We start from the raw sequence: 26,191 nt of genomic DNA, 5'->3' as shown, positions 1-26,191 counted from the left end.
AACGATCGTTCGCGTAATCTACAGAACGAACGATCGTACGCATTCATCTGGAGGAGACATGCCCGTCCTGAACAGCGCGGTCGGCCGCGGCCTGCGCGCCGTCGCCACCGTCTCCCCGGGGCTCGCCGGCCGCTTCGCGCTGCGAGCCTTCTTCGTCACCGCTCCCCGCATCCCCGTGCGCGATGCCGACACGTCCACGCACCACACCGCGCGGCGAGCAACGCTCATCGTCCGCGGCCGGGCGCTCACGAGCTACGAGTGGGGGTCCGGCCGGCGCACGGTGCTGCTGGTCCACGGGTGGCGCGGGCGCGCGTCCCAGCTCTCGCCCCTGGTTCGCGAGCTCGTCGCCGAGGGCTTCCACGTCGTGTCGTTCGACGCCCCGGCGCACGGCACGTCTCCGGGCGGCCCGGCCGACATCCGCGACTGGGTCGCGGCGACCGAGGCCCTGCAGCGCGTCCACGGCCCGTTCCACGCGCTCGTCGGGCACTCGTTGGGCGCCCTGGCTGCACTCACCGCGGCCCGTTCGACCGTCCCGACGCGACGCGTCGCGGTCGTCTCGGGCGTGGGCAGCCCCGATCCGTATCTCACGCAGTTCGGGCGCGACCTGGGCCTGGACGCCCGCACGCTGACCCACGTCGGGGCCCGCTTCCTCGCCCGGCTCGGCGAGGACCGGGCCTCCGCCTCAGCCCGCTACGACGCCGTGACCCACCTGTTGCCGGCGACGACCGAGCTCCTCGTGGTGCACGACCGTGGCGACCGACGGATGCCGGACCTGGACGCGCGACGGCTGCACGCTGCCCACGGCGACAGGTCTCGCCTGGTCCTCACGTCCGGGTTCGGCCACACCAAGGTCCTCTCGTCCGACCTCGCCCTCGACGCCCTGACCGCGTTCGTCACGGGCGGGCTCGACGCGGTCGACTCCCTCGACGTCGCGGAGGCCGGGGCGCGGGCGCTCGAACCGCACGCCCCGCGGACACCGGTCGACACGCGACGCTCCGCACGGCCCCAGGTCGGTGCGTGACCGCCGCGGCACAGCACCACCACGACCATCCGCGCCTCGAGGACCCGGGTGAGGCGCACCCCCGACCCGCGTAGCATCGGACGAATGGCCTCAACGCCTCCGGCTCCGCGCCGGACCTTCCCCGAGGCTCTTCGCTCCCGCAGCGACGAGCACCTCGTCGCGCTGCTGATGCAGCGCCCTGACCTGGCCACTCCTTCGCCGTCGACCCTGCGTTCGCTCGCAGCCCGCTCCACCAGCCGTACCAGCCTGGACCGGGCCGTCGCCCGCCTCGACGCCCTCGAGCTGCAGGTGCTCGACTCCGTCCTGGTCCTCGGGGACCAGCCCTCCGCCCCGGCCGCTCCCCACCCGCCCGTCACGATCGACCGGCTCCTGGCCGCCCTGGCGACCGAGCCCGCCGACGCCCCGCTCGTCCGTGCGGCGGTCGCGCACCTGCTCGAGGGAGCCCTGCTGTGGGACCGGGGCGCCTCCGACTCGACGGACCCGTCGGCAGCGACCGACCTGGCCGTCGCCCCGGGCCTGTCCGAGGTCCTCGGCCCCTACCCGGCCGGGCTCGGCCCCGCGGACCCGTCCTCCCCGCTCGCCCACGCGCCGTCGGGCCCGTCGTCCGACCAGGCGGCCGCGACCCTCGGGGCCCTCCTCGCCGACGCTCCCCCAGGGGCACGGAGCATCCTCGACGCCCTGACCTGGGGGCCGCCCGTGGGGGTCGCGCCCCGCGCCGACCCCGTGGGCCGCGAGGCCACGACCTGGCTCCTGCGCCACCGCCTGCTCCTCGCCTCGGACGAGCGTCACGTCGTCCTGCCGCGCGAGGTCGCGCTCGCGCTGCGCGGCGGCCGCACGCACGCGAGCACGGCCGCGCACCCACCCCAGCCCGACGCCCCGCACTTCACCGAGGACACCATCACGGCCGAGGCCGCCCGCGCGGCCCAGGACGTGGTCCGGCTCGTCGCGCACCTCCTGGCCCTGTGGCAGGCCTCGCCCCCGAACGTCCTGCGCGCGGGCGGGCTGGGCGTGCGCGACCTGCGTCGCCTCGCGACGACCCTCGAGGTCGACGAGCCGACCGCCGCGTTCGTGGCCGAGCTCGCGCTCGCGACCGGCCTCGTCGTCGACGACGGCGAGGACCCGCCCTCGTTCACGGTGACGCTCGCGGGCGAGGACTGGCTCGAGCTGCCGCTCGCGAGCCGCTGGGCCGCGCTCGCCGCGGCCTGGGCCGCGTCGGGACGCACCCCGTGGACCATCGGCAGCCGCGACGAGCGCGGCACGCTCCGCGCGGCCCTCGAACCCGACCTGAGCCGCCCGTGGGTCCCGCGCCTGCGGTTCGACCTCCTCTCGGCCCTCGCCGACCGCCCCGGGCAGGCCCTGACCCCGACCGACCTGCTCGAGGTCCTGCGCTGGGGATCGCCGCGCGCCACTCCACCGGCCCAGGCCGTCGAGGGCCTCGTGCACGAGGCCGCGCTCCTGGGCGTCACGGGGGTCGGCGCGCTCGCCCCGACGGGTCGGGCGCTCCTGCTCCCCGTGCCCGACGGCGCCGCGCACGGCCCGCGCGTCGGCTCACCGGGGGCGACGGGCGGGTCACCCAAGGCAACGAGCGGGGGTGCCGACGCGGGCTCACCCGAGACCGCGCTCGCGCACGCCCTCGAGTCGGTCCTGCCGCCCGAGGTCGACGAGCTGCTCGTCCAGGGCGATCTCACCGGGATCGTGCCGGGACGCCCGAGCGCCGCGCTCGAACGGCTCCTCGAGGACGCCGCGGACGTCGAGTCCCGCGGCGCCGCGATCACGGTCCGGTTCACGCCCGAGTCGCTGACCCGGGCGTTCGACGCGGGCCGCAGCGCGGAGGACCTGCTCACCGAGCTCGCCTCTCACTCGCGCACGCCGCTCCCGCAGCCGCTCGACTACCTCGTGCGCGACACGGCCAGGCGGCACGGGCGGCTGCGCGTCGGGACCGCGTCGAGCTACGTCCGCGCCGAGGACCCCGCGCTCCTCACGGGTCTCGTCGAGGACCCGGCGCTGCGCCACCTGTCGCTCTTCCGCGTCGCACCCACGGTCCTGGCCGCGCTCGTCCCGGCCGCGACGCTCCAGGCGGCGCTGCGCGACCGCGGCCTCGCGTCCATGGTCGAGGGGCCCGACGGCCGGGTCGTGCGCACCGAGCGCGTCCGGTCGACGGTCCGCTCTCGCGTGGGCGGGCGACGCCCGCTGGACACGGCCACCCGGGGGCGCTCCGCCGTCGGACACGGGGTACCGGCACGGGAGGGCGCCGCGCTCGACACCGCAGCCCGGCGCGAACGGTACGCCGACCTCGTCCCGCGGCTGCGCGCCGCCGACGACGCGGCGCTCGCCGCCCCCCCGGCGTCGGCGAGCCGCGCGGACGCCCCGCCCGAGCCGCGCGGAACAACCGAACCCCCTGCCGCGTTGGGACTCCTGCGCGACGCGATCGACGCGGGCGACCACGTGGTGCTCGAGACGATCGACCCCACGGGCCAGCCGACCCGCCGCCGCGTGAAGCCCCTGGTCCTCGAAGGAGGGCGCTTGCGCGCTCTCGACCCTGCCCGGGACGCCGAGCTGACCGTCGCGGTCCACCGCATCGCCGGCGTCTTCACCGACGCCCCTGCGCCCGCGCAGGACGACGCACCCACGGGCGCCTCCTCGGGGGCGCCGAACGACTAGCCCGCACCACCGCGCCACGACACGACGCACCACCCGGAAGGACGCACATGGCCGACGGCCCCCTGATCGTGCAGAGCGACAAGTCGCTGCTGCTCGAGGTCGATCACCCGCTCTCCGGCGACGCCCGCCGGGCCATCGCCCCGTTCGCCGAGCTCGAACGAGCCCCCGAGCACGTCCACACCTACCGGCTCACCCCCCTGGGCCTGTGGAACGCGCGGGCTGCGGGGCACGACGCCGAGCAGGTCGTCAACGTCCTGCTCCAGTACAGCCGCTACCCCGTGCCGCACGCGCTGCTCGTCGACGTCGCGGAGACCATGTCGCGCTACGGGCGCCTCCAGCTCGTCGCGCACCCCACGCACGGCCTGGTGCTCCAGGCGACCGACAAGGCGGTGCTCGCCGAGGTCCTCAAGTCCAAGCGGACGGCGGGCCTCGTGGGTGACCGCCTGGGTGACGACTCCGTGGTCGTGCACCCCTCGGAGCGCGGGCACCTCAAGCAGGTGCTGCTCAAGCTCGGCTGGCCCGCCGAGGACCTCGCGGGCTACGTCGACGGCGAGAAGCACCCGATCGACCTGTCGCCCACCGACCCGGCGCACGAGGACAAGCCCTGGGCCATGCGGCCCTACCAGCAGCAGGCCGTCGACGGGTTCTGGCACGGCGGCAGCGGCGTCGTCGTGCTCCCGTGCGGTGCGGGCAAGACGATCGTCGGGGCCGGAGCCATGGCGAAGTCCGGCACGACGACGCTGATCCTCGTCACGAACACCGTGAGCGCGCGCCAGTGGCGCGACGAGCTGGTGCGGCGCACCACGCTGACCGAGGACGAGATCGGCGAGTACTCGGGCGCCCGCAAGGAGATCAAGCCCGTCACGATCGCGACCTACCAGGTGCTCACGACCAAGCGGAAGGGCGTCTACACGCACCTCGAGCTGCTCGACGCGCGCGACTGGGGCCTCGTGGTCTACGACGAGGTCCACCTGCTGCCGGCCCCGATCTTCCGCATGACCGCGGACCTCCAGGCGCGCCGCCGCCTGGGCCTGACCGCGACGCTCGTGCGCGAGGACGGCCGCGAGGACGAGGTCTTCAGCCTGATCGGGCCCAAGCGGTACGACGCACCCTGGAAGGACATCGAGGCCCAGGGGTACATCGCGCCCGCGGACTGCGTCGAGGTGCGGCTCACGCTCCCCGACCGCGACCGCATGGCGTACGCGACCGCCGAGCCCGAGGACAAGTACCGGCTCGCCGCGACGGCACCGGGCAAGAACCGGGTCGTCGAGCAGATCGCGGCCGCGCACCCAGACGACCAGGTCCTCGTGATCGGCCAGTACCTCGACCAGCTCGAGGAGCTCGGCGAGCACCTCGACGCGCCCGTCATCACGGGTGCAACGACGGTGCGCGAGCGTCAGCGCCTGTTCGAGGCGTTCCGCTCCGGGGAGATCAACCGGCTCGTCGTGTCGAAGGTCGCGAACTTCTCGATCGACCTGCCCGAGGCGTCGGTCGCGATCCAGGTGTCGGGGTCGTTCGGCTCGCGCCAGGAGGAGGCGCAGCGCCTGGGACGCATCATGCGGCCCAAGCAGGACGGGCGCACCGCACACTTCTACGCCGTGGTCTCGCGCGACACCGTGGACCAGGACTTCGCGGCGCACCGGCAACGCTTCCTGGCGGAGCAGGGGTATGCGTATCGCATCGTCGACGCGGAGGACCTGGACGTCGTGCAGTAGAGGGTGGGGGCGCCGTCGGGCAGCGATCCCCTAGACCACCCGCCGGTCCCCCGACGCGAAACCCAGCCACGTGTGACGGTTGCCCGCCCAGCACCAGCCGACCTTGGGCGCGCCGCGGCGCGCCTTGCCGTCGCGCCCCGTGCCATTCGAGATCCACACCGCGGGCGTCCGCGAGTCGAGGCGTCCCTCGTCCTTGCGCAGCCGCGACCCGATCGTCATGAAGCAGTGGTTGCGCGCCACGACGTCGGGCGTCTGCAGGGCCCAGTGGATCCCCTCGCTGAGGACGAGGGGCGTGCGGCCCCGTCGAGCGATCTCCGGCAGCGCCTCGTCGGGGGACCAGTTCGCCATGTCGTCCCCACGCTCGACGTCCGTCACCACGTAGAGCGCCTCCTCGGGCAGCTCGAGCCCTTCGAGGGGCTCGAACCGGTCCACGTCGTCCATGTCGACCACGACGAACCCCTCCTTGTCCCCGAGACGGAGCAGGGGTGCGAGGACGGACGGCGGGGCGAGGCGCGGATGGACGGCGAGCAGCCCGCCCAGGGGCGCGCTCAGGGCGAGGCGCCCGACGGCGTCGCGCACCTCGCGAGCGGACAGCCCGGCGACCTCATGGACACCGAGCGCGATCAGCCGCTCGGCCTGGTCGGCGAGCGACGGCAGGGGCGAGACGGCAGGCGCGGCAGTGTCCGGAGACGGGGTCGTGCCGTCGGGCAACGCCGTGGCTGGGGCTGCGGGCGAGGACGTCGTCGTGCGGGGAGTCATGAGGGCCTCTCGTCGGGAGCGTGACGCTCGAAGAACACTGTACGCCGTACGACTATTCCGACTTCCTCGGATGGGCAGCGCCCCCGGGCGGGCGCCCTTCACACGGCACGCCCCCGACGCCCGGAAGATCCAGATCGCCCTGATCCAGCACACGACTCAGTCCGGGTGAAATGCCCACCGGTGTCCGGAATCGCGATTGCGGCGGGGCGCCCCCTGGGAAAGGATCACGAGGTGACCTCGTCGTCCGATACAGCCGCACTCCCTCGCCCCGCCCGCACGCTCCGGTCCACGGTGCGCACCGGGCTCACGCTCACCGCCCTCGGCGCTCTGGGCCTGGCGACGTTCGCTGCGCCCGCCGGCGCGGTCGACACCGCGTGGCCGAGCGGCGGCGCGGCCACCACGTCTGTCCTGGTCGAGGCGCCGAGCACCGGCACCTCATCGGCCACCGCCGACACCCGGCTCCCTGCTGCACAGCCCCTGGACCTCCCGGGCCGCATCACCGACCCGGACGGTGTCCTGGGGAACCAGACCGACGAGGTCGAGGCCGCGATGGACCGCCTCGAGGCCGACACCCCGTACCAGCTCTACGTCGTGTACGTCGACACGTTCGACGGTCAGGACGCGCAGACCTGGGCCACCGCGACGGCCAACCTGTCGGGGCTGGGCCGTGACGACGTCCTGCTCGCCGTCGCGACCGAGGATCGTCGCTACGACCTCTCGGCCGACAACAACATCGGGCTCTCGGACGCCTCGCTCGACAAGGTCCAGGCCGCGGTCGAGGACCAGCTCAGCCAGGAGGAGTGGGCGCAGTCCGCGATCGTCGCCGCGGACACGCTGCGCACCGAGGCGACCGGTTCGTCGTCGTCGGGCGGATCCGGCTGGCTGATCGTGCTCGTCGTGGGCCTGCTCGCGATCGCGGGCTTCTTCGTGGTCCGCTCGATCCTGCGCAAGCGACGGGGCACGGCCGCCCGGCAGGGTGGCACGGACGAGGCCGACGAGCTCTCCCAGCTCCCCACCGACGAGCTCAACCGTCGGGCCAGCTCGGCCCTCGTCGCGATCGACGACGCCATCAAGACCTCCGAGCAGGAGCTCGGCTTCGCCCAGGCACAGTTCGGGCTCGAGGCCACCAAGGAGTTCCAGGTCGCGCTCGAGACGGGCAAGCAGAAGGTCTCCCAGGCGTTCGCGCTGCGTCAGCAGCTCGACGACCAGACCCCCGAGACCGAGCCGGTCTCGCGCTCGATCATGGCCCAGATCATCACGCTGTGCGCCGACGTCGCGGCCGCGCTCGACGCCGAGTCCGCCCAGTTCGACGAGCTGCGCGACCTCCAGTCCCGCGCCCCCGAGGTCCTCGACACCGTGGAGCGGCGCGCCGGTGAGGTCGAGGCCCGCATCGCCCCGGCCCGCAGCACGCTCGCGGGCCTCTTCGCGACCTACCCCGAGGCAGCGCTCGCGTCGGTCGCGGCCAACCCCGACCAGGCCACGCAGCTCGTCGCGGGCGCCCGCGAGGCCGTCGCCGCAGGACGCGCCGCGCTCGAGGGCAAGGACCGCGCGTCCGCCGTCGCGCACGCCCGCGCCGCCGAGAACGCGGTCGGCCAGGCCGTCATGCTCCTCGACGCGGTCGACTCGGCGGGCGAGGACCTGGCCCAGGCCGGCAAGCGCCTCGACGTGGCCGTCGCCTCGATCACCGCGGACATCGCCGATGCCGCGCGGCTCGCCCCGGGCGACCCCGCCGTGACCGCGCGCTCCACCGAGGCCCAGGCCGCCGTGGCCGACGCCCAGGGCGCACGCACCGGCGGAGACCCGCTCGCCGCCCTGCGCCGGCTCACCGACGCCGAGGCCGCGATCGACGCCGCCCTCGCACCGTTCCGCGAGAGCGCCGAGCAGGCCGCACGCGCCGCCGCGCTCCTGCGCGACACCCTGGGCCGCGTCGACTCCCAGATCCGCGCGACGAACTCGTTCATCGAGACCCGGCGCGGCGCCGTCGGCCCCGAGGCCCGGACCCGGCTCTCCGAGGCCATCCGCTACCTCGGCGAGGCGCAGGCCCTGCAGCCGTCCGACCCCGTCCGCGCCCTCGCCACAGCCCAGCAGGCCGACTCCCTCGCACAGTCTGCGGCCCAGCTGGCCCAGCGCGACGCGGCCGCGTGGGAGCAGCAGCAGAACGGTCCCGGCATGTTCGGTGGCGGCGGCTCGGGAGGCGGGAACAACGTCGGCGGCATGGTCCTCGGCGGCATCCTGCTCGACCAGATCCTGCGCGGAGGGGGCGGCGGAGGCCGTCGCTCGAGCGGGGGGTTCGGCGGCGGCTACGGCGGTGGGGGGTTCGGCGGCGGCGGTTCGTCCGGCCGGTCCTCCCGCGGTTCGTCCGGTGGCCGTTCCTCGGGCGGCCGCTCCAGCAGAGGAGGGCGGTTCTAGGGGTCGGACCCTCGCCCGGCCCCGCAGGTCGCACGGCCGGGCGCCACGTCGCCACGACGGCACCGCGTACACGCATCCACGAGCAGGAAGGCACGACCGATGGCAGAGAAGCAGAGCATCTTCGGACGCATCACCCAGCTGGCCAAGGCGAACATCAACGCGCTCCTCGACGGCGCCGAGGACCCGCAGAAGATGCTGGACCAGCTCGTCCGCGACTACACGAACAGCATCGCCGACGCCGAGCAGGCCGTCGCGCAGACCATCGGGAACCTCCGGCTCGCCGAGCAGGACTACAACGAGGACGTCGCCGCGGTCCGCGAGTGGGGCGACAAGGCCGCCGCAGCCTCCGCACGCGCCGACCAGTACCGGTCCGCAGGCGACCCGGCCAACGCCGACAAGTTCGACAACCTTGCCAAGGTCGCCCTCCAGAAGCAGATCTCCGCAGAAGGCGAGGTCCGTCAGGCCGAGCCCCTGATCACCTCGCAGCGCGAGACGGTCGAGAAGCTCAAGACCGGGCTCGCGCAGATGAAGGACAAGCTGGGCGAGCTCAGGTCCAAGCGCGACTCGCTCGTCGCCCGTCAGAAGTCCGCGGAGGCACAGCAGACCGTCCAGGGCGCGATCAGCTCGATCAACGTCCTCGACCCCACGAGCGAGGTCTCACGCTTCGAGGAGAAGGTCCGCCGCGAGGAGGCCAAGGCGCTCGGCCAGGCCGAGGTCGCCGCGTCCTCGCTCGACGCGCAGTTCGAGGAGCTCGAGACCTCGGGCGCCAACATCGAGATCGAGGCCCGGCTCGCAGCGCTCAAGAGCGGCGGCTCGTCCCCCGCCCCGCAGATCTCGCCCACGACCGTCACGTCGATCGAGGCCGGCACCCAGGACGCCCCCAGCGAGTGGTAGTCCCCTGACAAGACAGCTCTGCGGCCGGGGTGCGAGCGCCCCACGCAAGGATGCGGCGACGGCCGGTGACCTCGTGGTCACCGGCCGTCGCGTCGTCGTCGGAAGGGTGGTCGGAGGGTCCGGCTCGGGCGCCACGCGCCGTCAGCAGGGGCTGCCGGAAGGGGCCTGCGGTCGCGCGTCAGCCCGCAGGCAGCGGCTCGTAGTCGATCTCCAGGAAGTCCTCGACCTCGGGGACCCAGCGATCGGCCACGAACGCCCGGTGGTCCGGGTGCTGGTCGTAGGCCGCGTACGCCGCAGCGTCCGCGAACTCCATGGAGAAGCCGAACGTGAAGTCGTTCTTGGCGCTGGTCTGGCGCAGCTGCTCGAACCGCTCGACCCCCGGGATCGTCGCGAGGACGCGGGCGTCGGTCAGGAAGGCGGTCTCTGCGGCGGACCCCTCGGGGTGGCGCAGGCGGAAGGCGACGGTGTGACGGATCATCCCGACACCCTGCCACCGACCGACCGGTCAGCCCGGGCGGACACGCGTCGTGTCGCGGCGCGACGCGCCCTGCGCGACCTACGCCCGCACGCCCCGGCGAGCGACGTCGTCGTGCACGACCGCCAGGAACGACTCCACGAGGAGGCGGCCCGTCTCGAGGACCTCACCCTCGAACGGCGCGGCGTCGGCCAGGATGTTGGTCGTGTCGACGTCGTCGTGCTGGTCGGCCCAACCCCGGATCGTGGCGAGCGTCGCCTCGGGGTGGAACTGGACCCCCAGGGCCGAGCCGTGGCGGAACGCCTGGTACGGGTACATGTCCGACATGCCGAGCCACGACGCGCCCTCGGGGAGGTCGATGATCGCGTCGGCGTGCATGCTGACCGTGAACGAGCGGGCCCGCTTGCCCGTACCTGCCGCGGCGCGTGCGATCGGCCCCAGGACGGGGTCGCCCTCGGCGCCCGCCTTCCAGAACACGCGGGTCAGGCCCGCCTCGCGACCGGGAGGGGCCGCGACCTGCACCTTGCCACCGCCCGCGACCGCGAGCAGCTGGGCGCCGAGGCAGATCCCGAGCGTCGGGACGTCCGAGAACACCGCGGCGGCCAGCAGGTCGCGCAGCGCGGGGAGCCAGGGGGCGACGTCGTCGGCGTAGGCGGACATCTGCCCGCCCAGGACGACGAACCCGTCGCCCAGGTCGGTCGCCTCCGGCAGGGCGTCCCCGTCGAAGGGGCGGACGAGGCGCACGTCGGGCCCGAGCCGGTCGGCGAAGGCGTCCAGGGTGACGTCCGGGGAGTTCTGGACGACCGTGATCCGGACCGGGTCGAGAAGCTGCTGGTTCACCGCTGAAAGGTACTCGCCCCCGGGGGGTCCGGTGCAAACCGTGCCCACGCCTCGACCCGTTCCGTGTCGGGAACGGGGACTCTCCCCGCCGGATAGGCTGGACCCCATGTCGGACTCCAGCACGTCGAACGGCCTCGTCAACATCCAGGGAGAGGCCCCGCGCCGCACCTACCTGATCGTCGACGGGGAGAACATCGACGCGACGCTCGGCATGAGCGTCCTGGGGCACCGGCCCAACCCCGAGGAGCGACCGCGCTGGGACCGCATCGTCGACTTCGCGGCCCACCTGTGGGCCCAGGACGTCACGCCGCTGTTCTTCCTGAACGCCTCGTCGGGTCAGATGCCCATGGCGTTCGTCCAGGCGCTGCTCGCGATGGGCTACCGGCCCATCCCGCTGGCCGGGTCCAGCTCCGAGAAGGTCGTGGACATCGGTATCCAGCGCACCCTCGAGGCGCTCAAGGACCGCCCGGGTGACGTGCTCCTGGCGAGCCACGACGGCGACTTCATCCCGCAGGTCGAGGAGCTGCTCGAGGACAGCGACCGCCGCGTCGGGCTGCTGTGCTTCCGCGAGTTCGTGAACTCGCGCTTCTCCGAGCTGGCCTCGCGCGGCCTGAGCTTCTACGACCTCGAGGACAACGTAGGGGCGTTCACGACGATCCTGCCGCGCGTCCGGATCATCCCGCTCGAGGAGTTCGACCCGCTGCGCTACCTCTGAGTCCACCGAGGGGCGGGGCCGCGCAGCACGCGCGGCCCCGCCCTTCGCGTCATCAGCAGGGCCGGCACGCACGCAGGGCGCACGCCGTCCGCACGACGCGTCGGGCCGTGCCCGGGCTCAGCCCCGCAGCTCGCGGTACAGGGGCGTGGGGAACGACGCCGTCACGCCACCCCCGCCCAGGAGCGACCCGATCCGCTGTCCCTCGGCCTCGACGGCCGCGGCACCGTCGGTCCCGACGTCCTCGAGCAGACGGGACACGACCTCGCCGTCGGCCCGCACGGCCCATGCCCCCACGATGCGCCCTTCCCACCAGACCGTCGCGCCGATGTTGCCCGCCGAGTCGAAGAGCTGCTCGCGGTGCGGACCGAGGTACCAGTCGCGGTGCTTCCAGCCCATCGCGGTGGGGTCGAGCGAGGGCAGCAGCGCGACGTGCCCGGCCGCAGCACCGAGACCCGGCCCGGTCGGCAGCTCGGTCGAGCGCAGCACGACCCCGGAGCCGAGCCCCTCGAGCTCGACCTCGCGGACGTCGAGGGCTGCGACCGCTGCCCGCGTCTGCCCCAGGTTCCACCCGGTCCACCACTGGAGGTCCGCCAGGGTCGCGGGCCCGAACGCCTCGAGCCAGGCCCGCGCGAGCCGCACGCGCGCCTCGGCCTCGTCGACCTCCGGGATGCCGCCGGGCAGCCAGTCCTCGACGGGCCGCCACAGGAAGCGGTTGGACGACCAGCCGCCGGTCGGCTCGCCGCGCACGATCCGCCCCTCGGCCGACAGCAGCGACAGCAGGGGCGAGGTCAGCGAGCGCCGCACGTCCCAGGACTTGGTCGTGGTGGGCAGGAACGCCGTCCGCAGCACGGGGGCCCGCGCCGAGAGCTGCGCCCCGGTGAGGGGTCCGTGCTGGGCCAGCGCGTCGTGCACCTGCTCCTCGGCGGCGGCGAGGAAGGCCTCGGCGTCCTCGACGGGCGGGTCCATGGGGAGGGTCGCGAGCTCCTTCAGGAGGCGGGCCCTGAGCCTGCGCCCGACGGCGGCGCTCGCCCCCGCGTGGACGACCGGCACCATCTCGCGCGCGACGACGAACAGGGTCCGGCGCATGGCCAGGACCCGCACGAGGGTGCGACGGTCGTACATCGCGGCCTGCACGTCCTCGATGCGCAGCTCGGGCACGCGCGCGAGGACCGAGAGGTAGACGCTGGGCGCGTCGGTCGCGTGGAGGGCGACGAGCCGGTCGACGACCCCCTCGACCGTGCTCTCCGGCGCGGGACCGGCAGCCCCGAGGTCGAGCTGGTGCGCGACGAGCCGCGCCCTCCTCTGGTCGTCGCTGATCCGCATGCCTGCATCCTTCCGTCTCGACGGGCTGCTGTCAGTGCCTGGACGGCCCCGCCGCACCATGGTCCGGCACCCCACCCACAGCCCCCTTGCCCACCGCTCGCGCCCAGGCGACTCCCAGGGTTCGGTCGCACACTGGAACCATGAGCGAACCCGAGGCGCGGCTGGTCGTCGTCGACGACGAGCCCAACATCCGCGAGCTGCTGTCCACGTCCCTGCGTTTCGCCGGGTTCGAGGTGTTCGCCGCGGCGGACGGCACGAGCGCGCTCAAGCTCGTGCGCGACGTCGAGCCGGACCTCGTGGTCCTGGACGTCATGCTTCCCGACATGGACGGCTTCACCGTGACGCGGCGCATGCGGGCCACGGGCCAGCACACGCCCGTGCTGTTCCTCACCGCGCGCGACGACACGCAGGACAAGGTCACGGGCCTCACGGTCGGTGGCGACGACTACGTGACCAAGCCGTTCAGCCTCGAGGAGGTCGTGGCCCGCATCCGTGCGGTGCTGCGCCGCACGCACGCCGAGCCCGAGGACACCGCGGTGCTGCGCTTCGCCGACCTCGAGCTCGACGAGGACTCGCACGAGGTGCGCCGCGCAGGCCAGGTCGTGGACCTGTCCCCCACCGAGTTCAAGCTGCTGCGCTACCTCATGCTCAACGCCGGCCGCGTGCTCTCGAAGTCGCAGATCCTCGACCACGTCTGGCAGTACGACTGGGGCGGCGACGCGAACATCGTCGAGTCCTACATCTCCTACCTGCGCCGCAAGATCGACAACCTCACGGTGACCGGTCCCGACGGCACCGAGGAGCCGGTCCAGCCGCTCATCCACACCAAGCGCGGGGTCGGGTACCTGCTGCGCACGCCCCCGGAGTCGGGGAGCGCCCGCAGGTCATGAGCACGCCTTCTTCCGGTCGCCCGGTCGGGGCTTCCGGGGGCGCCCTGCCCCCGGTCCCGCCGCCCCCGCCGTCCGGCCCGACGACGTCGCGCCCGTCCTCGGCGTCCCGCACCCCCGGTGTGGCGCGTCCTGGGACGCAGGCTCCGTCGTCGGGCAGCGATGCCGGCTCCGGCGGTGCCAGCGGTGCCGGCGGCCACGGCCCTGCTGCACCCGACTCGCCCCCCGTCCCCTCGCCCGACGAGCCCCGCCCCTACGGCCGGACCGTCCCCACCGAGAACTGGGGCTGGTTCGCCCGCGTGCCGCTCCGGGCACGTCTCGTCGCGATCATCGCGCTGCTGCTCGCCGCGGGTCTGGGCATCGCCGCGCTCGCGACGACGACCGTGGTGGCGCGGTACCTCGTGGGACAGGTGGACCAGCAGCTCGACCTCACGGCCTCCGCGGTCGCCGACGAGACGTTCCGGGGCAACGCCTCGAGGTCCACCCTGCCCAGCGAGTACTACGTCCTGGTCCGCTGGGACAACGGCACCGAGACGCCCAACTACTGGGACCCGGTCGTCGAGCGCTCGGGCGCGCCGCAGATCCCGACGTTCATGGCCCAGGAGATGGCGACCCGCACGGGCAAGCCGTTCACGGTCACGTCGGCGGGCGGGACCACGCCGGCCGAGTGGCGCGTCGTGCCCTACCCGGTCATCAGCAAGCTCACGGGCGAGACGGTCGGGACCGCCTACGTGGCGCTCCCCCTCACCGGGATCCACGAGACCGTCAAGGTGCTCGGCCGGACGCTCGCGGTCAGCGCCCTGGGCATCGCCCTGATCGGTGGCGCCGTCGCGTACCTCGCGGTGCAGCGCGCCCTGCGCCCGCTCCGCGAGATCGAGGAGACCGCGGCCGACATCGCGGGCGGCGACCTGACCCGGCGCATCCGGCCCGCCCCGCCGAGCACCGAGGTCGGCTCGCTCGCGGCGTCGCTCAACACCATGCTCAACCACATCGAGCGCGCGTTCGCGGCGTCCGAGGCCTCCGAGGCCCGCATGCGGCGCTTCGTGTCGGACGCGAGCCACGAGCTCCGGACCCCGCTCGCGACCGTCAAGGGCTACGGCGAGCTGTACCGCATGGGGGCGCTGACCACGCCCGAGCAGATGGACGACACCATGCGCCGCATCGAGGACTCCGCGACGCGCATGGGCACGCTCGTCAACGACCTGCTCGCGCTCGCCCGCCTCGACGAGGGGCGTCCCATCCGCCACGAGCCCGTGAACCTCGCGGCCCTGGCCCGCGACTCCGCGGGAGACCTGCACGCGCTCGACCCCACCCGGCCGGTGCGCGTCGTGAGCCTGGGCGGCTCGGGAGACGCCCCCGAGGAGCTCACCGTGATCGGGGACGAGGACCGGCTGCGGCAGGTGCTCGCCAACCTCATCGGCAACGTCTCGCAGCACACTCCCGCGGGCACCCCGGTCGAGATCGCGCTCGGGACCCAGGAGCCGCAGGACGCGGTCGACGACCCCCTCGCGGTGCTCGAGGTCCGTGACCACGGACCGGGCATCACGCCCGAGCAGGCGGCCCACGTGTTCGAACGGTTCTACCGCGCGGACTCGTCGCGCAACCGCGCCTCGGGGGGCTCGGGGCTGGGCATGGCGATCGTCGCGGCGATCGTCGGGGCGCACCAGGGACACATCTCGGTGGCCCCCACGCAGGGCGGTGGCCTCACGGTTCATGTGGAACTCCCGACACAGGGCTACGATGACGGGTCGTCGCCCGATCGGACGTAGGCTCGAGATGAACCTGTGGACCGACGGCGCACCCCGTTCCCGCATCGAAGAAGGCTGATCTCATGGGCGTCACCACCTCTGACGCACCGCAGTGGTTGCTCACCTCCTGGACCCGTAGCTGCCGAGGCGCCGGAGCGACGGCGTCCGACGACGAGATCCGCGCCGTGGGCGACGGGCTCCTCGAGCGCTGGAGCCAGCCGGACCGTCACTTCCACAACCTGCGGCACCTCGCCGACGTCCTCGGCCGGGTCGACGAGCTCGCCCAGGAGACGCACGACGCCGACGTGGTCCGCCTCGCGGCCTGGTACCACGGCGCGATCTTCGACGCGGCCCGCAAGGCCGCGTACGCGAACAAGGGCGGAGAGGACGAGACCGCGAGCGCCGCGCTCGCGTTCGACCAGCTCTCGTCGCTGGGCGTGCCGGAGAAGGCATGCCGGCGGGTCGCGTTCCTCGTGAACGCGCTCGTGCGTCACGCCCCCGACCCCGCGGACTTCGACTGCGCGGTGCTGTGCGACGCGGACCTCGCGATGCTCGCGGGCGAGCCGCAGCGGTACAAGGAGTACCTCAAGGACGTGCGCGACGAGTACGCGCACATCCCGCTCCCGGACTACCTGCGGGCGCGCATCGCGATCATCACCAAGCTGCTCGACCGGCGCACCCTCTTCTCGAGCCCCATGGGGGCCGCGTGGGAGGAGCCGGCACGGCAGAACCTCGACGCCGAGCTCCAGCGCCTGCGCAAGGAGCAGGCCAAGCTGCAGGCGTCGGCGCCCCCGGCCCTCGTCGCGCCGTCTCCCTCCTGAGTCGTTCCTCGTCGCGGGCGCGGTCCAGGTGACGAGCCGTGCACAGCCCGGCCTCCTGAGGCCCCGTCCACAGTCGCCGGGTCTCTCCCTGCCCGACGACGCCGCTCCCCTCTAGCGTCCTGCTCACCCGGTCGCGCACGCCGCGCCGGGTCGGGGCGCCGACCGGTGCCCAGCGGACGCTGGAGAGGCAGGACGTCATGAGCAGGTACGAGGTCGACAGTGCACGGGTCGCGCAGGCGAGCGCCGCGGTCGGAGGCTCGGTCACGGCCATCCGCGCCGAGGTCGGAGCGATGATGCGTCACCTCCAGGACCTCCAGGCGAGCTGGCAGGGTGGCGCGGCGACCGCTTTCGCCGGGGTCATGACCGAGTGGCAGGGGGCGCAGGTGCACGTCGAGGCAGCGCTGGACTCGATCACCGCGGCCCTGGGGTCGGCCGCGCAGACGTACGCCGACGCGGAGGCCCAGGCGTCGAGGCTGTTCCTGCGCTGACGGGTGGGCGGCCGCTAGGCTCCCCTCCATGCCGCGCCGCCGCCAGTCCGCCGCCTCCCGTGCCGTGCCGTTCGAGGTCGTCGAGGACCTGGACGACGGGCTCGCGTCCCCGGAAGCCTCGGTGGGGGCTGCGGCGGCGGACGGCTCCGCTCCTGCCGGGCACGTCGGCGACGGTGCTCGAGCCGCAGGTTCCGTCGGCAGCGCTGCTGGTGACGGCGCTGACGGCACCCAGGGACGCCTCGGCGAGGCGCCCTCCGCGGCCGGGGACACGTCGTCGGGCAGCAGGACGATCCGGTGGAAGCCCTGGGCCGCCGTGGCAGGCGTCGTGGCCCTCGTGGTCGGCGGGCTCGCGATCGGTGGCGAGATCGAGGAGCGGCGGACCGCCGCGCGTCTCGTCACGAGCGTGGGCGGCGTGCTGCCGTTCACCGGACCGCCGCAGGAGCTGTGGTCGTTCGACCTGAACAACCACCTCTGGATGCCGTTCGGGGGTCTGCTCCTCAGCCAGGTCGACGAAGGGGGCCTCACAGCCGTCGACGTCCTGACCGGGAAAGAGGTGTGGCAGGCGACGGTGGGGCCGGACGCGTACTGCGGCCGGCCCAGCATCTGGCAGACCCCCGCCGAGGAGACCGGACCTCTGCTGTGCCTGTCGGGGACCGCGGACGCCCAGGTCGTCTCGGTCCTGGACACGGAAGGACAGGTCACGGGAAGCCGGAACCTCGGGCCGGTCGTCGAGGGCGCGAGCTACGCCGTCGGTCCGGGAAGCACGGTCGTCCGCGTGCGTCGCGACGGGCCCGTCGGGCCCCCGGTCGGCCCGCGCGAGCTCTACGACGAGGGCGGGGAACCGACCTTCGTCGACGTTCCCGGTGGCCGAGCGGTCGTCGTGACCCTGGAGGACGCGGTCTCGGGCGACGTGCTCTGGGAGAACGAGGTGCCGTTCGTCGCGCCGGACGAGGCCTGGGAGTGCCAGGACCTCGGCGACATGGCCACGTTCGCGCTCGACAGGGTGAGCTCGATGACGACGGGCTACGTCGTCACGGTCGACGGATGCGGGATCAGTGCGGCGTTCGACGCCGACGGGACCCGTCTTGACGACGTGACCTCGCAGGACGACCTGGTCGAGCCGCTCACCGCCACGACCGTGAGCAGGTTCGACCAGACGACCCAGCACACGACCGTGCTCGACCGCACAGGCACCTCGCTGTGGGAGGTCACCGGTCCTCTCCTCCGCCCGTCCGCGACCGACGGGACGGGCGAGGACACCGTCCTCGTCGACACCCTGAGCGGCCTGGCCGCGTTCCGCCCCGACGGCACGGAGCTGTGGGACGCCTCGACGTACGCGAGCAGGCTGTTCGTGCACACGAGCGCTGTCATGGTCGTCGACGACGGCGCGAACGGCTTGACCGCTCTCGACCCGACCACGGGCCGCACGTTGTGGACCGTGCCCGGAGAGGACTCGGTCTACCCGTTCGGGGCCGCGACCGACGGCTCCCAGGCGGTCGTCCTCGCGCACGACGACGACGGATCGGCCCGGTCGGTCGGGTACGACCTCGCCACGGGCGAGGTGCTGTGGACCGGCGCGAGCGCCCCGAACGTGGGCATGCTGGGCTACCACGGTGCGCTGCTCCAGCTCCAGCTGTCCGAGAACCGGGTGAGCCGGGTGGGGTGAACCTACCTGCCGAGGCGGCCCAGGTCGTGCTCGGCCTCGTCGTCGAATCGGCCACGAGCACGGTCGACGTCTGCCCCGTGCGTCGCGATCCACTCCAGGAGCGCGTCGATCGGCGCCCGGAGCGTCTTGCCCAAGGGCGAGATGCGGTACTCGACGGCCACCGGCCGGGAGCGGACCACGGACCGCTCGACGATCCCGTTGCGTTCGAGGCGGCGCAGGGTGGCCGTGAGGGACTTCTGCGTCACGGCAGGTATCGCGCGGCGCAGCTCGTTGAAACGAGCGGGTCGCTCACAGAGCTCGTCGAGGATGTGGACCGACCACTTGTCCAGCACCTGGTCGAGCAGTTCCCTGTGCGACGCGGTGATCTCCAGAGGGTGGGCGGCAGGGCGAGAGGTTTCCGTCACGACACCTAGTCTCGTTGAAGTGTCCTTCGGAAACCAGGTATCACTGGGGTACCCAACCGGACCTCGACCAAGGGACCCACCATGACCGTCCATCTCTTCTCTCCCGCCAGCATGGTCGGGCCCACGCCCTACCATCACGTCGCGATCGGAACGGGCACCCGCCAGGTGCACGTCGCCGGCCAGGTCGCCGCGGGCCTCGACGGGCGCCCGGTCGACCCGAACGATCTCGCCGGGCAGGTCGCACAGGCACTCGTGAGCACGGCGAGCGGGCTCGAGGCAGCGGGAGCGACGTTCCAGGACGTCGTCCGACTCACGTTCTACGTCGCGCGGTGGACGCCCGACAAGATGGGTGCGTTCCTGGCCGGCATCGAGACCGTCGCCGCCCGCCTCCAGATCCCGCAGCCCATGCCCCCCTCCTCGCTCATCGGTGTCGAGTCCCTGTTCGAACCTCATGTCCTCGTCGAGGTCGAGGCGACCGCAGTGCTCGACTGAAGCGCACGGGAACCCCGCCCCGCCGATGCCTGCCGGGGACGTCCCGACCTCCTAGAGTGTCGACGTGCCGACTCCTCTCCTGACCGCGAGCGTCACCGTCTGGTGCGCCGCTCCCGGTGCAGCCGGGGTCCGGGCGTCGGCGTGGCTCTCCCCCGCCGAGGCACTGAGGGCCTCGGCCTTCCGGCACGAGGAGGACCGTCAGCGGTTCGTCACGGGCCGGGCACTGGTCCGTGCAGCCCTGGGCGAACGCCTGGGCGTCTCGCCGACCGAGGTCGCGATCCGGGTCGGCCCGCGGGACGCCGCGTCCCCTGGCAGGCCGTTCGTCGAGGGGGCACCGTCGTTCTCGATCGCCCACGCGGGCCGCTGGGTGCTGGTCGCGGTCGTGGGTGCGGTGACCGGCTCCCGAGGCGTCGCGGGCGACGCCACGAGCGACGGCGACCTGGACGTCGCAGCGGGTGTGGACGTCGGTGTGGACGTCGAGTCCACGGCGCCGGCCCGGGACCACCTCACCGACCTCCTCGATGCCGTGCCCCCGGGCGAGCGCCCGGCCGACGGCTGGGACGCCGAGTCGTTCACCCGGTCGTGGGCGCGGCGCGAGGCCGTGCTCAAGGCGGTCGGCACGGGGCTCCTCGCCCCGCGCGACGACCTGCTCCTGTCCCCGGCGGACCATGCTGCCGCCGTCGTGCGCAGCAGGGGCGCGGTCCCGGCCCCTGATCGGCTCGCGCTGCGGGACCTGGAGCTTCCGTCGGAGCCGTCGGGGGCTCGGCCGTCACCCTCGGCGGGCGAGACCCACCTCGCCGCGGTCGCGCTCTGCTCCCCCGGGGCACCCGTCGCGTTCTCGACCGTCGAGCTCGCCGACGGCCCGACCCTGCTGTCCCGGCACGGGCTCGGGAACCCCTGACATCAGCGCACCTCCCGGCTCTCGCGCAGCAGCAGCCACAGCAGGAACGGTGCACCGACCGCCGACGTGACGACCCCGACCGGCAGGTCCACGGGCAGCGAGCGCGCACCCAGGTCCGCGGCCAGGACCACGCACGCCCCCACGAGCCCCGCACCGAGCGGCGGCGGCCCCTGGGCCGCGAGCGCCCGCCACGCGATCTGCGGCGCGACGAACGCGACGAACGGGATGGGCCCTGCGGCCGCGGTCGCCGCGGCCGCGAGGACCACGGCGAGCCCGATCTGCAGCAGCTGCGCCGACGACCGACGCACTCCCAGTCCCACGATCACGCGCGCGTCGAACCGTAGGACCGCGAGCCACCGGGACGACAGGGCGCTGACCACGACCGTCACCACCACCACGGCCGCGACGGGGCCGACGATCGCGAAGCTCGCCCGGTTGAGGCTGCCCGTCATCCAGATGAGGGCCGCATTGAGGTCGGGCAGCTCGGCGCGGACCAGCAGCCACGACGTGATCGCGGACGCGCCGGCGTTGACGCCCAGGCCGACGAGCACCAGGCGGTATCCCTCGATCCCGCCCCGCCACGCGAGCACGCACACGAGCGCGGTCGCGAGGAGCCCTCCCGTGACCGCGACGATCGGCAGACCGGCCGAGACCAGGAACCCGCCGACGACCCCGGCCCCCGTGCCCGCCACGACGATCGCCGCGACCGCCGCGGCCGTCGCGCCGGCCGTGACCCCCAGGATGTCGGGGCTCGCGAGCGGGTTGCGGGCGACCGACTGCGTGATGGCCCCTGCGGCACCTAGCGCGAAGCCCACGACGAGCGCGGTCACGGCCCGCGGTGCCCGCAGGCCCAGCACGACGAACCTGTCGGCGGGGTCGCCCGTCCCCAGCAGCGTCCGGACCACGTCGCCCGCGGGCAGCACGTACTCGCCCACCATGATCGAGGCGACGAGCAGCGCGAGCACCAGGGCGACGAGGCCCGCCGCGACCAGTGCCTGGCGCCGGGTGCCCGGGTGGCGACGGAGCGGCGCGAAGACTCGGCCGAGCCCCCTGGTCGGAGAGGAGCGTCCGGTGAACCGTGAGCGCCCGGAACGCCCGGAGCCCCCCGAGCCCCCACCGCGCCCCGCGAACCCTGAGCGCCCCGCTGAGTTGTCAGAACTGGGCCGGTGGGTACCCCGGTGCAGTTCTGACAACTCAGCGGTCGGCGGACGCCTCGTGATCATGAGCGATCTCCCAGGTAGCCGCGGGCGAGGACGACGAACAGCGGCGCCCCGACCAGCGCGATCACGATGCCGACCTGGATCTCCGAGGTGGCAGGGGCCAGGCGACCGACGACGTCGGCCCCCAGGACCAGGACCGCCCCGCACAGTCCCGCGACCGGGATGCGCCACGCCGGTCCGCCGAGGCCGAGCCGCGTCGCGGCGTGCGTCGCGGCGAGCCCCACGAACGCGATCGACCCGCACGCCGCGGTCGCCGCACCGGCGAGCAGCGTGACCGCGAGCAGCCCGATCAGCCGGTCGCGCACGACGTGCCTCCCGAGCGAGACCCCGAGCTCGTCACCGAGCTCGAGCGCCCCGAGCGTCGGCGCGTTGACGACCGCGAGGAGCAGCCCGAGCAGCAGGAACGGGGCGACGGTCCAGATGACCTCGGGTCCCCGACTCACGAGCGAACCGATGCTCCAGAAGCGGAAGACGTCCATGGTCGTGCGGTCGAGCAGCAGCACCCCGGACGTGACCGACGCGAGCAGCGCCGTGACGATCGAGCCCGTGAGGACGAGCGTGACGCCCGGCGCGAGCACGCGGATGCGTTGCGAGAGGACCACCACGATCCCCCCGGCGCACAGCGCCCCCACGAGCGCGAAGCCCACAGCCCCCGACGGGCTCGTGACCCCCAGGACGTGGATCGCGAGCACCACGGCGCACGCGGCGCCCGACGTCACGCCCAGCAGCCCGGGGTCGGCCAGCGGGTTGCGGGTGTGCGCCTGCGTGAGCGCGCCGGCCACGCCGAGCGCGATCCCCACGAGCAGCCCCAGGACCGTGCGCGGCACGCGCATGTCCCACACGATCGCGGACGCCTCGGTCGTCCCGGGCTCGCGCAGCACCGCGAGCACGTCGGGCCACGGCACGGGCTGCGAGCCGAGGGCCACGCTCGCGAGGATCGCAGCCAGCAGCGCGAGCACGAGCGCTGCCCCCACGAGCAGGACACGCGACGAGGGCCGCGAGCCACGGAGGACGGTCGGGGGGCCAGCGGGCACAGCAGGCACAGCAGGTGCGGGGGCCGCAGCAGGTGCGGCAGCGGCACCTCTGCCCGCCGCCCCGCCGCCCGTCGGTGCCGTGCCGCCGTTCATGAGCCCGCTCCCGTGCTCGCGACGGCCTCGCGCGACCACACCCACCGGTCCTCGGCGCTCGGACGCGCGGCGTCCGCGGCACAGGTGCCCGCGACGGCTGCGGTCAGCGCGACGCGCAGGGCCTCGATCACCTCGTCGGGCCGTTCCCCGACGAAGAAGTGACCACCCTCGACGACCCGCTGTCGGACTCCTGCCCGCGCGCGTGCGGCCCAGGGCGCGACGGACGCGGGCGGGGACGCGACGTCGTCGGACCCGGCGAGCAGGAGGAGCGGCACCGTGACGTCGGCCGGCTCCCCGGGCGTGGCCGCGAGCGAGTCGTGGACCGCGAGGTCCGCGCGCAGGACGCGCGCGCGCAGCGCGAAGAACTCGTCGTCGGCGAGCAGCTCGGGCGGGGTCCCGCCCAGCGCGGTGATCCACGCGCGCAGTGCGGCCTCGTCGCGCGCGGCCGGCCCGGGCCCGACGACGTCGCTCCCCTCCTCCGCGTCGCCTGCGGTCCCGGGACGGTCGGCACGCGCCGCACGACCCGAGACCACGAGCAGGTCCGGGGCCGTGTCCGGGCCGAGGCCCGCGGCGATCCGGGCCGCGACCGATGCGCCGAGGCTGTGGCCGAGCAGGACCGTAGGCACACCGTCGGCCAGGAGCCCGCGCACCGGGCCGGACACGTCCGCGAGCAGGTCGGTCATGGTGCGGGCGAGCGGCTCGCCGAAGCGGCTCTCGCGACCCGGGTACTGCACGGCCACGACCTCGGGCGAGGTCGCGAAGGGACCGGTCGGGGGCGGGACGGCAGCACCGGCACCGGCTGCAGAGCCCGGTGCGTCGGGCGCGCCCGAATCACCAAGGGCATCAGGGGCACCCACGAGCCGCCGGTAGTAGCTCGCCGCGCCGCCCGCGTGCGGGCACACCACGACGCGCCACGTCGCCCCGGCCGGTGAGGCCAGGACACGCAGTGCGGGGTGGCGCGGCCGAGGACCGTCAGTCACCCGACGGTCCCGACGCGGGGGCGGACGACCCGGCGTCCGCGGTGCTCCCGGTGGGCAGGGCGGCGTCCGGTACAGCCGAGTCCTCCGGCGCCTCGGTGTCGTCGTCGTGGTGGTCGTGGTCCACGACGCCCTTGCGCCAGTACCCGTCGACGTCGAAGTTGTCGCGCCCCAGCCCCACCTCGTTCTTGAGGTAGCGGCGCAGCGGCTTGATCGACAGCGACTCGCCCGCGACCCACACGAACCCGTTGCCCGCGGGCAGGTCGGTCCCGCGCACCGCGTCCGCGAGCAGCGCAGTGGTCCCCGGCGCACGGTCCTCCCGGAAGAGCCAGGTCACGTCGAGGCTCGCGGCCGACGCGAGCGGCAGCACGTCGCCCTCGTCCTGGACCTCGACGAAGACCGTCACGGGCACGTCCGCGCGCAGCCGTTCGAGCCAGCGGGCCGCTGCGGGCAGGGCCGTCTCGTCGACGGCGAAGACGTACCAGTCGAACACGTCGTTGACGAGGAACGAGCCGCGCGGCCCGAGCACCCCGACCAGGTCCCCGACCTGCGCCCGGCCCGCCCACCGGCCCGCGATGCCGTGCTCGTGGAGCACGAGGTCGATGTCGAGCGTGCGGGCCTCGCGGTCGAAGAACCGCACCGTGTAGTCGCGGCTCGTGAGGTGGCGGCCGCCGACCCAGCGGTCGTCGACCACCTCGGGCATCTCCGGGGTGCCGCCGGGCTCGGTCGGCAGGAAGAGCTTGACGTGGTCCTCGGGGGCGACGGTCACGAAGTCCGCGAGGTCCTCCCCCGTGAGACGGACCCGGACCATGCGCGCGGCGATCCGCTCGACGGCCGCGACCGTGAGCAGGCGCGGGCGCAGCGGGTGCGTCAGCAGCGTGACCTGCTCGACGACGTCGGGCTCGGCGGGCTGGTCGTCCGTGACGGCGAGGTTGCTCGTGGTGCTGGTCATGCGTTCTCTCCTCGGGTGGTGCCGACGCTCGCGTCGACGGGCTGGGGGGAAGGTTCGTGGTCGGCCGGCTCGGGCTCGGTGACCGCGCGGCGCAGGCCCGGGACCATCAGGGCGACGAGGCCCGTCGCGACGGCCGCGAGCGCCCCGCCGAGCGCCACGGCGCCGCCTGCCCCGAGGGCCCGGGCGATCAGGGTCACGAGCGGCCCGCCTAGCGCGTCGCCCGCGGTGCCCTGCGCGGTCCACAGCGCGCTCACGCGGCCCCGCAGGTGGTCGGGCGTGCGCTCGTAGAGCAGCGTGAACCGCAGGATCTCGCCCAGGACGTCACCTGCGCCGACCAGGGTCATGGCCACGACGGCGAGGACGACCGACTGGGACAGGCCCAGCATCGCGACGCCCGCGCCCGAGGCCGCGAACACGATCAGGAGCAGGCGGCCGGTGCGCCGGACGCGGCCCGTCCACCCGCTCGTGAGGGTCGCGACGAGCGCGCCGACGGCCGGGGCGCTGAACAGCAGCCCGACGACCTCGGGGCCCGCGTGGAGCTGCTTGTCGACGAGCTCGGGGATCAGGACGTGGGGCGAGGCGAACAGGATCTGGACGAAGCCCAGCAGGATGATGCCGCCGACCACGCGGTCGGTCGCGACGAAGCGCAGGCCCTCGACCATGTCGTCCCACGGGCGGGGCCGGTGCTCGGGACCGAGCCCCACCTCGGCCTCGGGCGGCGGCTCGGCCGCGGCCCCGCCCGCCCCGGGCCTCTCCCCGGGCGAGGCGGCGTGCTCGGCGGACGCGGCGCCGTCGGGCACGGACTCCTCGCGCCGGGAGTCCTCCCCGCCCGGCGGCAGCGCGGGCAGGCGGACCAGGAAGCCCAGGCTCACGACGCTCGCCACGACGACGGCCCCGAAGACCAGGCTCGACCCGCCGTGCGCGATCGCGACGCCCGCCACGAGCGGGGCGACAACGGCGCCCAGGTCGAGCGAGATCGCCTGGAGCGCCGCGACCGCGGGGAGCTGGGTGCGCGGCACGAGCGAGGGCACGGCCGCCGCGAGCGCGACCACGCTGAACCCGCCCGCGAGACCGTCCCACGCCGCGATCGCGTAGATCGCGGGCACCGAGGGCGACTCGGCGAGCGAGTTCACGAGGAGCGCGACGAACCCCAGGACCGCCGCCGAGCGCGACCACAGGATCACGCGACGCCGGTCCGTGCGGTCGGCCACGACCCCCGCGACGAGGGTGCCCGCGAACGCGGTCACTCCCAGCGTCGTGTTCACGCCCGCGACGTGCAGCGACGAGCCCGTCAGGGCGTAGACCTGCACGGGCAGGGCCACGACGAGCATCCCGAGCCCGAGCAGCGACACGACCCGCCCCGCGAAGAGGAGTCGGAAGCTGCGGCTCGCGCGCAGCGGCGTCAGGTCCAGCGCGAGCCCCGAGAGCAGCCCCGGGGCGCTCACGTCGCCGTCGTCGTGGTAGGCGAGGCCGGGAGACCCGCGGACGGGGCGCCGTCGAGCACGCGGCGCAGGCTCGCCGGTCGCAGGTCCGTCCAGTGCGCGTCGACGTACGCGAGCGCGACCGCGCGCGGCGAGGCGTCCAGGACCACGTCCCACCCCGGCGGGACGGCCGCGAACTCGGGCCACAGGGAGTGCTGCTGCTCGTCGTTGACGAGCACCAGGAAGGTGCCCTCGGAGTCGTCGAAGGGGTTCAT

At 74.2% G+C, this 26,191-nt stretch carries 24 protein-coding genes; 13 read left to right on the top strand and 11 right to left on the bottom strand.

Annotated elements, in window-relative coordinates; translation table 11 throughout:
* Nucleotides 1-58: 58 nt before the first annotated feature.
* The 3 genes from ASE27_RS02570 (at nucleotide 59) to ASE27_RS02560 (ending at nucleotide 5,397) form a co-directional block, all read left to right on the top strand.
* On the top strand, nucleotides 59-1,021 hold the full coding sequence (locus tag ASE27_RS02570) for an alpha/beta hydrolase (protein WP_082608415.1): 963 nt from the start codon (nucleotides 59-61) through the stop codon (nucleotides 1,019-1,021).
* 84 nt (nucleotides 1,022-1,105) lie between these two features.
* Nucleotides 1,106-3,682 (top strand): helicase-associated domain-containing protein, encoded by a 2,577-nt coding sequence (locus ASE27_RS02565; RefSeq protein ID WP_056645385.1) that lies wholly within the window; start codon nucleotides 1,106-1,108, stop codon nucleotides 3,680-3,682.
* 47 nt (nucleotides 3,683-3,729) lie between these two features.
* Nucleotides 3,730-5,397, top strand: coding sequence for a DNA repair helicase XPB (locus ASE27_RS02560; RefSeq protein ID WP_056645383.1), 1,668 nt, complete (start codon nucleotides 3,730-3,732; stop codon nucleotides 5,395-5,397).
* Between the two features lie 30 nt (nucleotides 5,398-5,427).
* Here ASE27_RS02560 and ASE27_RS02555 read toward each other — a convergent pair whose 3' ends face one another.
* On the bottom strand, nucleotides 5,428-6,156 hold the full coding sequence (locus ASE27_RS02555; protein WP_235535326.1) for a DUF5701 family protein: 729 nt from the start codon (nucleotides 6,154-6,156) through the stop codon (nucleotides 5,428-5,430).
* 231 nt (nucleotides 6,157-6,387) lie between these two features.
* Here ASE27_RS02555 and ASE27_RS02550 point away from each other — a divergent pair, with 231 nt between their 5' ends.
* The gene (locus ASE27_RS02550) at nucleotides 6,388-8,565 is read left to right on the top strand and encodes a TPM domain-containing protein (protein WP_056645380.1); all 2,178 of its coding nucleotides are present in this window, start codon (nucleotides 6,388-6,390) and stop codon (nucleotides 8,563-8,565) included.
* A 99-nt stretch (nucleotides 8,566-8,664) separates the two neighbouring features.
* Entirely contained in the window at nucleotides 8,665-9,459 is a 795-nt protein-coding gene (locus ASE27_RS02545; RefSeq protein WP_056645378.1) for a PspA/IM30 family protein, read from the top strand.
* Between the two features lie 178 nt (nucleotides 9,460-9,637).
* Here ASE27_RS02545 and ASE27_RS02540 read toward each other — a convergent pair whose 3' ends face one another.
* The gene (locus tag ASE27_RS02540; RefSeq protein WP_056645375.1) at nucleotides 9,638-9,937 is read right to left on the bottom strand and encodes a Dabb family protein; all 300 of its coding nucleotides are present in this window, start codon (nucleotides 9,935-9,937) and stop codon (nucleotides 9,638-9,640) included.
* A 78-nt stretch (nucleotides 9,938-10,015) separates the two neighbouring features.
* Nucleotides 10,016-10,774: a type 1 glutamine amidotransferase gene (locus ASE27_RS02535; protein ID WP_235535325.1), complete on the bottom strand. Its 759-nt coding sequence runs from the start codon at nucleotides 10,772-10,774 to the stop codon at nucleotides 10,016-10,018.
* 106 nt (nucleotides 10,775-10,880) lie between these two features.
* On the opposite strand from ASE27_RS02535, the gene ASE27_RS02530 reads away from it, so the two are divergent.
* Nucleotides 10,881-11,489 (top strand): NYN domain-containing protein, encoded by a 609-nt coding sequence (locus tag ASE27_RS02530; RefSeq protein ID WP_056645372.1) that lies wholly within the window; start codon nucleotides 10,881-10,883, stop codon nucleotides 11,487-11,489.
* Between the two features lie 117 nt (nucleotides 11,490-11,606).
* Here ASE27_RS02530 and ASE27_RS02525 read toward each other — a convergent pair whose 3' ends face one another.
* Nucleotides 11,607-12,812, bottom strand: a complete 1,206-nt coding sequence (locus tag ASE27_RS02525) for a winged helix DNA-binding domain-containing protein (protein WP_056645370.1) — start codon at nucleotides 12,810-12,812, stop codon at nucleotides 11,607-11,609.
* Between the two features lie 140 nt (nucleotides 12,813-12,952).
* Between ASE27_RS02525 and ASE27_RS02520 the strand changes: the two genes are divergently transcribed.
* The 5 genes from ASE27_RS02520 to ASE27_RS02500 all read left to right on the top strand — a co-directional run bounded on the left by ASE27_RS02520 (nucleotide 12,953) and on the right by ASE27_RS02500 (nucleotide 18,422).
* Entirely contained in the window at nucleotides 12,953-13,702 is a 750-nt protein-coding gene (locus ASE27_RS02520; RefSeq protein ID WP_056645367.1) for a response regulator transcription factor, read from the top strand.
* Nucleotides 13,699-15,468, top strand: a complete 1,770-nt coding sequence (locus ASE27_RS02515) for a cell wall metabolism sensor histidine kinase WalK (protein WP_157257345.1) — start codon at nucleotides 13,699-13,701, stop codon at nucleotides 15,466-15,468. Before ASE27_RS02520 ends, ASE27_RS02515 begins: the two co-directional genes overlap by 4 nt.
* Nucleotides 15,469-15,530: 62 nt before the next feature.
* Nucleotides 15,531-16,268, top strand: a complete 738-nt coding sequence (locus tag ASE27_RS02510) for a hypothetical protein (protein ID WP_056645363.1) — start codon at nucleotides 15,531-15,533, stop codon at nucleotides 16,266-16,268.
* Nucleotides 16,269-16,465: 197 nt separating this feature from the next.
* The gene (locus tag ASE27_RS02505; protein ID WP_056645360.1) at nucleotides 16,466-16,756 is read left to right on the top strand and encodes a WXG100 family type VII secretion target; all 291 of its coding nucleotides are present in this window, start codon (nucleotides 16,466-16,468) and stop codon (nucleotides 16,754-16,756) included.
* A 28-nt stretch (nucleotides 16,757-16,784) separates the two neighbouring features.
* Complete coding sequence (locus ASE27_RS02500) at nucleotides 16,785-18,422, top strand: PQQ-binding-like beta-propeller repeat protein (protein WP_056645354.1); 1,638 nt, start codon at nucleotides 16,785-16,787, stop codon at nucleotides 18,420-18,422.
* Between the two features lie 2 nt (nucleotides 18,423-18,424).
* Here the strand turns inward: ASE27_RS02500 and ASE27_RS02495 are convergent, their stop codons facing one another.
* A complete protein-coding gene (locus ASE27_RS02495) occupies nucleotides 18,425-18,826 on the bottom strand; it encodes a helix-turn-helix domain-containing protein (protein WP_056645352.1) in 402 nt (133 codons plus the stop codon).
* Between the two features lie 81 nt (nucleotides 18,827-18,907).
* Here ASE27_RS02495 and ASE27_RS02490 point away from each other — a divergent pair, with 81 nt between their 5' ends.
* Both ASE27_RS02490 and ASE27_RS02485 read left to right on the top strand, forming a co-directional pair.
* Entirely contained in the window at nucleotides 18,908-19,318 is a 411-nt protein-coding gene (locus ASE27_RS02490; protein WP_056645349.1) for a RidA family protein, read from the top strand.
* 64 nt (nucleotides 19,319-19,382) lie between these two features.
* Nucleotides 19,383-20,219 (top strand): 4'-phosphopantetheinyl transferase superfamily protein, encoded by an 837-nt coding sequence (locus tag ASE27_RS02485; protein WP_056645346.1) that lies wholly within the window; start codon nucleotides 19,383-19,385, stop codon nucleotides 20,217-20,219.
* 2 nt (nucleotides 20,220-20,221) lie between these two features.
* On the opposite strand, the gene ASE27_RS02480 is transcribed toward ASE27_RS02485, so the two are convergent.
* The 6 genes from ASE27_RS02480 to ASE27_RS02455 form a co-directional block, all read right to left on the bottom strand.
* On the bottom strand, nucleotides 20,222-21,184 hold the full coding sequence (locus tag ASE27_RS02480) for an iron chelate uptake ABC transporter family permease subunit (RefSeq protein ID WP_056645343.1): 963 nt from the start codon (nucleotides 21,182-21,184) through the stop codon (nucleotides 20,222-20,224).
* A gap of 254 nt (nucleotides 21,185-21,438) precedes the next feature.
* The gene (locus tag ASE27_RS02475) at nucleotides 21,439-22,473 is read right to left on the bottom strand and encodes an iron ABC transporter permease (RefSeq protein ID WP_056646570.1); all 1,035 of its coding nucleotides are present in this window, start codon (nucleotides 22,471-22,473) and stop codon (nucleotides 21,439-21,441) included.
* Between the two features lie 89 nt (nucleotides 22,474-22,562).
* On the bottom strand, nucleotides 22,563-23,546 hold the full coding sequence (locus tag ASE27_RS02470) for a thioesterase II family protein (protein ID WP_162259207.1): 984 nt from the start codon (nucleotides 23,544-23,546) through the stop codon (nucleotides 22,563-22,565).
* Complete coding sequence (locus ASE27_RS02465; RefSeq protein WP_082608413.1) at nucleotides 23,539-24,495, bottom strand: siderophore-interacting protein; 957 nt, start codon at nucleotides 24,493-24,495, stop codon at nucleotides 23,539-23,541. Before ASE27_RS02465 ends, ASE27_RS02470 begins: the two co-directional genes overlap by 8 nt.
* Entirely contained in the window at nucleotides 24,492-25,940 is a 1,449-nt protein-coding gene (locus ASE27_RS02460) for an MFS transporter (RefSeq protein WP_056645337.1), read from the bottom strand. Before ASE27_RS02460 ends, ASE27_RS02465 begins: the two co-directional genes overlap by 4 nt.
* Nucleotides 25,937-26,191, bottom strand: coding sequence for an MbtH family NRPS accessory protein (locus ASE27_RS02455; protein ID WP_056645334.1), 255 nt, complete (start codon nucleotides 26,189-26,191; stop codon nucleotides 25,937-25,939). Before ASE27_RS02455 ends, ASE27_RS02460 begins: the two co-directional genes overlap by 4 nt.

Source organism: Oerskovia sp. Root918 (assembly GCF_001428945.1).
GTDB lineage: Bacteria > Actinomycetota > Actinomycetes > Actinomycetales > Cellulomonadaceae > Oerskovia > Oerskovia enterophila.
Note: the sequence above shows the minus strand (reverse complement) of the source record. Positions and strands in the feature narration are given on the sequence as shown.

Excerpts from the sequence above, each read along its gene's own strand:
- ASE27_RS02540 (WP_056645375.1), bottom strand. The coding sequence starts at position 9,937 with ATGATCCGTCACACCGTCGCCTTCCGCCTGCGCCACCCCGAGGGGTCC.
- ASE27_RS02565 (WP_056645385.1), top strand. The coding sequence starts at position 1,106 with ATGGCCTCAACGCCTCCGGCTCCGCGCCGGACCTTCCCCGAGGCTCTT.
- ASE27_RS02530 (WP_056645372.1), top strand. The coding sequence starts at position 10,881 with ATGTCGGACTCCAGCACGTCGAACGGCCTCGTCAACATCCAGGGAGAG.
- ASE27_RS02545 (WP_056645378.1), top strand. The coding sequence starts at position 8,665 with ATGGCAGAGAAGCAGAGCATCTTCGGACGCATCACCCAGCTGGCCAAG.
- ASE27_RS02490 (WP_056645349.1), top strand. The coding sequence starts at position 18,908 with ATGACCGTCCATCTCTTCTCTCCCGCCAGCATGGTCGGGCCCACGCCC.
- ASE27_RS02570 (WP_082608415.1), top strand. The coding sequence starts at position 59 with ATGCCCGTCCTGAACAGCGCGGTCGGCCGCGGCCTGCGCGCCGTCGCC.
- ASE27_RS02455 (WP_056645334.1), bottom strand. The coding sequence starts at position 26,191 with ATGAACCCCTTCGACGACTCCGAGGGCACCTTCCTGGTGCTCGTCAAC.
- ASE27_RS02510 (WP_056645363.1), top strand. The coding sequence starts at position 15,531 with ATGGGCGTCACCACCTCTGACGCACCGCAGTGGTTGCTCACCTCCTGG.
- ASE27_RS02515 (WP_157257345.1), top strand. The coding sequence starts at position 13,699 with ATGAGCACGCCTTCTTCCGGTCGCCCGGTCGGGGCTTCCGGGGGCGCC.
- ASE27_RS02520 (WP_056645367.1), top strand. The coding sequence starts at position 12,953 with ATGAGCGAACCCGAGGCGCGGCTGGTCGTCGTCGACGACGAGCCCAAC.
- ASE27_RS02500 (WP_056645354.1), top strand. The coding sequence starts at position 16,785 with ATGCCGCGCCGCCGCCAGTCCGCCGCCTCCCGTGCCGTGCCGTTCGAG.
- ASE27_RS02560 (WP_056645383.1), top strand. The coding sequence starts at position 3,730 with ATGGCCGACGGCCCCCTGATCGTGCAGAGCGACAAGTCGCTGCTGCTC.
- ASE27_RS02555 (WP_235535326.1), bottom strand. The coding sequence starts at position 6,156 with ATGACTCCCCGCACGACGACGTCCTCGCCCGCAGCCCCAGCCACGGCG.
- ASE27_RS02465 (WP_082608413.1), bottom strand. The coding sequence starts at position 24,495 with ATGACCAGCACCACGAGCAACCTCGCCGTCACGGACGACCAGCCCGCC.
- ASE27_RS02525 (WP_056645370.1), bottom strand. The coding sequence starts at position 12,812 with ATGCGGATCAGCGACGACCAGAGGAGGGCGCGGCTCGTCGCGCACCAG.
- ASE27_RS02505 (WP_056645360.1), top strand. The coding sequence starts at position 16,466 with ATGAGCAGGTACGAGGTCGACAGTGCACGGGTCGCGCAGGCGAGCGCC.